The following is a 4,009-nucleotide window of genomic DNA, read 5'->3' as shown; positions in this document are numbered from 1 at the left end:
ATGAGATTTCCCATAGCATAAGCTAGTAAGACCCCTTGAAGAACACAAGGTTGATAGGTCAGAGGTGTAAGTGTGGTAACATATTTAGCTGACTGATACTAATAGGTCGAGGGCTTGACCAATAAAAATTTGGAAATGTTAAAATTATTCATATGCAATTTTCAGAGAACACTCTGAAAAAGGAATACAAATTGCTAAGGCAATTTGCATAAGTTCCGGGAACCAAATTAAAATTTGGACCGTCACTTATCTGGTGATGATGGCGTAGAGGAAACACTCCTTTCCATTCCGAACAGGAAAGTTAAGCTCTACAGCGTCGATGGTACTGCACGGGCGACTGTGTGGGAGAGTAGAACGTTGCCAGGTAATATGCGTTATTAGCTCAGTTGGTAGAGCACCTGACTCTTAATCAGGGTGTCCCGGGTTCGATCCCCTGATAACGCACCAAAATCCTAAACGTAAGTTTAGGATTTTTTTGTTTATTACGATATTATTAGAGTATAATAAGGTATGAATAAATTTTATAAATATATTTTTGTAATAAATTTAATAAAGAGTATTTATATTAAAGGTGTTATAAAAATAATTTATCTGGAGGAAATAATATGTTTTCAAAAACAAGAAAAGTAGCAATAGTTGGAACTGGACTAGTTGGATCAAGTACAGCTTTTAGTTTAATAACTCAAGGGGTATGTGATGAGGTGCTTATGATAGACATTAATAAGGAAAAAGCTCTTGGAGAAGTAATGGATCTTAAGCATTGCATAGAATATTTAAATAGAAATACAAAGATTAAAGTAGGATCTTATGAAGAATGCGGAGATGTGGATATAGTAGTAATAACTGCAGGGGCACCTCCAAAACCAGGGCAAACTAGATTAGACACTTTAGATTTATCTGCTAAAATAACAGAATCTATAGTAAATCCAATAATGGAAAGTGGATTCAAAGGTCATTTCATAATAGTATCTAATCCTGTGGATATAATATCATATTATGTGTATAAATTATCCGGATTACCAAAAAGTAATGTAATAGGTTCAGGAACATCAGTAGATTCTGCAAGGTTAAAAAACTTTATAGGAGATATATTTAATGTAGATCCAAGAAGTGTTCAGGCTTATTCAATGGGTGAACATGGAGATTCTCAAATGGTTCCTTGGTCACATGTATATATAGGTGGTAAACCATTTAGAAAAGTAATAGAAGATAATAAGAAAAGAGTAGGTAATATAGACCTAGATAAATTAGTTTTAGATACAGCTAGAGCAGGATGGGAAGTATATAATAGAAAAGGAACTACTTACTATGCTATTGCATCTGCAACAGTTGGAATAATTAAAGCAATTATCAATGATGAAAATAAAATAATTCCTATTTCAACATTGCTAGAAGGTGAGTATGGAGAGCATGATGTATTCTCTGGTGTACCAGCAGTTCTTAATGGTGAAGGAGTTAAAGAAGTAGTAGAGATAGATATGACAGATGATGAACTAGAGAAATTCAAGGCATCTAATGATATGATAAGGGAATATATTAGTAAGTTAAATAAGTAAGATTAAGGCAGGTTATTATTAAGAATAGTAGCCTGCTATATTTATAATTTTCTGAGAATTTTAAGTTTGTTTATAAAATAAGAAAAAATATTAAATAATTTGATAAAATATGTTGACAACCATACAATATGCATATATAATTAGTTCTTGTTGAGAGGAAAATATCTGGTGATGATGGCGTAGAGGAAACACTCCTTTCCATTCCGAACAGGAAAGTTAAGCTCTACAGCGTCGATGGTACTGCACGGGCGACTGTGTGGGAGAGTAGAACGTTGCCAGGTTCTCATGGTTTACTAGCTCAATCGGTAGAGCACTTGACTTTTAATCAAGGTGTACCGGGTTCGATTCCCGGGTAAGCCACCAAGCCACTTCTAAGTTTTAGAAGTGGTTTTTTTATTTATTAAAAAAGTAATAAGTATCATTAATTAGATACCTATTACTTTGGTTATTTTCTTAATATATCTTTTTTCATAAAGCCTAAGAATTTCTTTATAGAATTCCAATCATCTTTTAGAGTTGTATTATCTTCATCTTTGAAATATCCACTTATATAAATCAACATTATAAAGAATAATATTCCTAGATTAATGTAAATATCTTTAATATCTGCTATAAATAAATCACTAATTCCTATGAAGTCTAAGCTACCACCATAGAAAACTTTATCTATTAAAGAACATAGGGCACCAGTACTTATAAACAAGAAGGACATATCAGCCCAAAAGTTTTTATTACCCTTTGATAGGTAATATCTATATACTTCTATAACTATAATTACTGCAATTATGTTTAAAAGGATTAATGCTGAAAAACCAACACCTAATCCAAATCTTGCATTAAGCCAAGACCCATCAGTGTTTATTATGGGATCAAAAGATAGGAAGCCTTTTATTATTTCTAAATAATTGTCAAAAAAGAAAAATTTAATTATTAGTTTTATTCCCTGATCTATTAGCATAAGAATTATAAAAATAGAGATAACAATTTTATTGCTAAATCCTTTACTATATTTATTTGAAAAATAGTAAATTATTAATCCTGTAAAAGCAAATATAAGAGTGAGCAATAAATTCATAACTAAGGTATAAGAATCATTAACTCTTCCAGTAATTATTTCAAAAGCAAAATAAATTAGCCACATAATAGGAAGCAAACCTACGGTAAGCCATTTTTCTTTATTTTTAATTTTAGCCATTTCATCCTCCTATAATATATTGAGATATAAAGATTTTAACATATATATCTATAAATTACATAGAGCAGTACAAAATAATTTAATTCTGATATAATTAAATTAAATTATGAATAATAAAAATATTCAAATAAAAGATAATATAAATAAAGTACATATATTTAGGAGGGTTTGAGATGTTAATGATTTTTGCAGTATCTGATTCTATCGGTGAAACAGCAGAGCAAGTTGCATTAGCTGCAGCTAGTCAATTCAAAGGTGAAGCAGAGGTAAAAAGAATTCCTTATGTAAAAGAATTAGATGATATTGAGTATTTAATGAAAGAAGTAAGTGAATTTGATAAGGTTATGATAGTATCTACTATAATAACTGTAAGTGTAAGGGAATACCTAACTCAAAAATGCTTAGAAAAAAATATTTCAGTGGTAAATGTTCTAGGTCCTATAGTAAATGTTGCATCATCACTTTTAAATAGAATGCCAGATAATAATCCTGGTGCGATGAGAAATATAGATGATTCATATTTTAAAAGAATCGAAGCTATGGAATTTGCTATGCAATATGATGATAGTAAAGATTATAGGGGGCTGAAGAATGCCGATGTTGTTTTAATAGGACTTTCAAGAACATCTAAGACTCCATTATGCATGTATCTTGCTAATAAGGGTTTAAAAGCAATTAATATTCCATTAATGCCAGAGGTAGAAATACCAAATGAGTTATTTGAGATTGATAGAAAGAAAGTATTTGGACTAGTAATAAATCCATTACAGTTAATAGAAATAAGAAAAAAGAGATTGGATAAGTTTCACAGAATGCCAACAGGTATAGAATATGCAAGTGATTCAAGAATATTAGAAGAATTTGAATTTGCAGATAAAATTATGAGAAAAGTAGGTTGTAAAACTATTGATGTTACACAAAGAGCTATAGAGGACACAGCACTAATTATTTTAAAAACATTAGGATATACAAAATAATATGAACTATATAAAACTCTAGAAGGATTGATTTACATGATAAATCAGCCTTTTCAGAGTTTTATTATAAAATAAATAAAAAAATTATAAAAATATGTTGACATAATATTATTAGAGTGATAAGATAATGAAGTCGCTTGAGGGCGACAAAGAAAATGGTCTTTGAAAATTGAACAGAATAAAGTTAAGTAAAATAAACCAGCAATTCTTTTAAGTCTTAAAATTAAGACTCAAAGTAATTTGAGCAAAAGATTAAACTTTTTATTGAGAGTTTGATCCTG

The 4,009-nt window shown here is 29.9% G+C and carries 3 protein-coding genes, 2 tRNA genes and 3 rRNA genes; 7 read left to right on the top strand and 1 reads right to left on the bottom strand.

Annotated features, from left to right (window positions below; genetic code table 11):
• The 6 genes from GPX08_RS11920 to GPX08_RS11895 form a co-directional block, all read left to right on the top strand.
• Positions 1-125: ribosomal RNA gene (locus GPX08_RS11920) — 23S ribosomal RNA — on the top strand; the annotation flags it as partial.
• Between the two features lie 124 nt (positions 126-249).
• Positions 250-366 (top strand): 5S ribosomal RNA (gene rrf, locus GPX08_RS11915).
• A 5-nt stretch (positions 367-371) separates the two neighbouring features.
• Positions 372-447 (top strand) — tRNA-Lys (locus GPX08_RS11910).
• A 158-nt stretch (positions 448-605) separates the two neighbouring features.
• A complete protein-coding gene (locus tag GPX08_RS11905) occupies positions 606-1,556 on the top strand; it encodes an L-lactate dehydrogenase (protein ID WP_156627029.1) in 951 nt (316 codons plus the stop codon).
• Between the two features lie 164 nt (positions 1,557-1,720).
• A 5S ribosomal RNA gene (rrf, locus tag GPX08_RS11900) occupies positions 1,721-1,837 on the top strand.
• A gap of 6 nt (positions 1,838-1,843) precedes the next feature.
• A tRNA-Lys gene (locus GPX08_RS11895) sits at positions 1,844-1,919 on the top strand.
• An 82-nt stretch (positions 1,920-2,001) separates the two neighbouring features.
• Here the strand turns inward: GPX08_RS11895 and GPX08_RS11890 are convergent.
• On the bottom strand, positions 2,002-2,751 hold the full coding sequence (locus GPX08_RS11890; protein ID WP_156627028.1) for a signal peptidase II: 750 nt from the start codon (positions 2,749-2,751) through the stop codon (positions 2,002-2,004).
• Between the two features lie 173 nt (positions 2,752-2,924).
• On the opposite strand from GPX08_RS11890, the gene ppsR reads away from it, so the two are divergent.
• Positions 2,925-3,728 (top strand): pyruvate, phosphate dikinase/phosphoenolpyruvate synthase regulator, encoded by an 804-nt coding sequence (ppsR, locus tag GPX08_RS11885; RefSeq protein WP_156627027.1) that lies wholly within the window; start codon positions 2,925-2,927, stop codon positions 3,726-3,728.
• Positions 3,729-4,009: the final 281 nt, after the last annotated feature.

Source organism: Clostridium tertium, assembly GCF_902652255.1.
GTDB lineage: Bacteria > Bacillota > Clostridia > Clostridiales > Clostridiaceae > Clostridium > Clostridium tertium_A.
The sequence above is the reverse complement of the archived record's forward strand: the minus strand, read 5'-3'. Positions and strand labels throughout refer to the sequence as shown.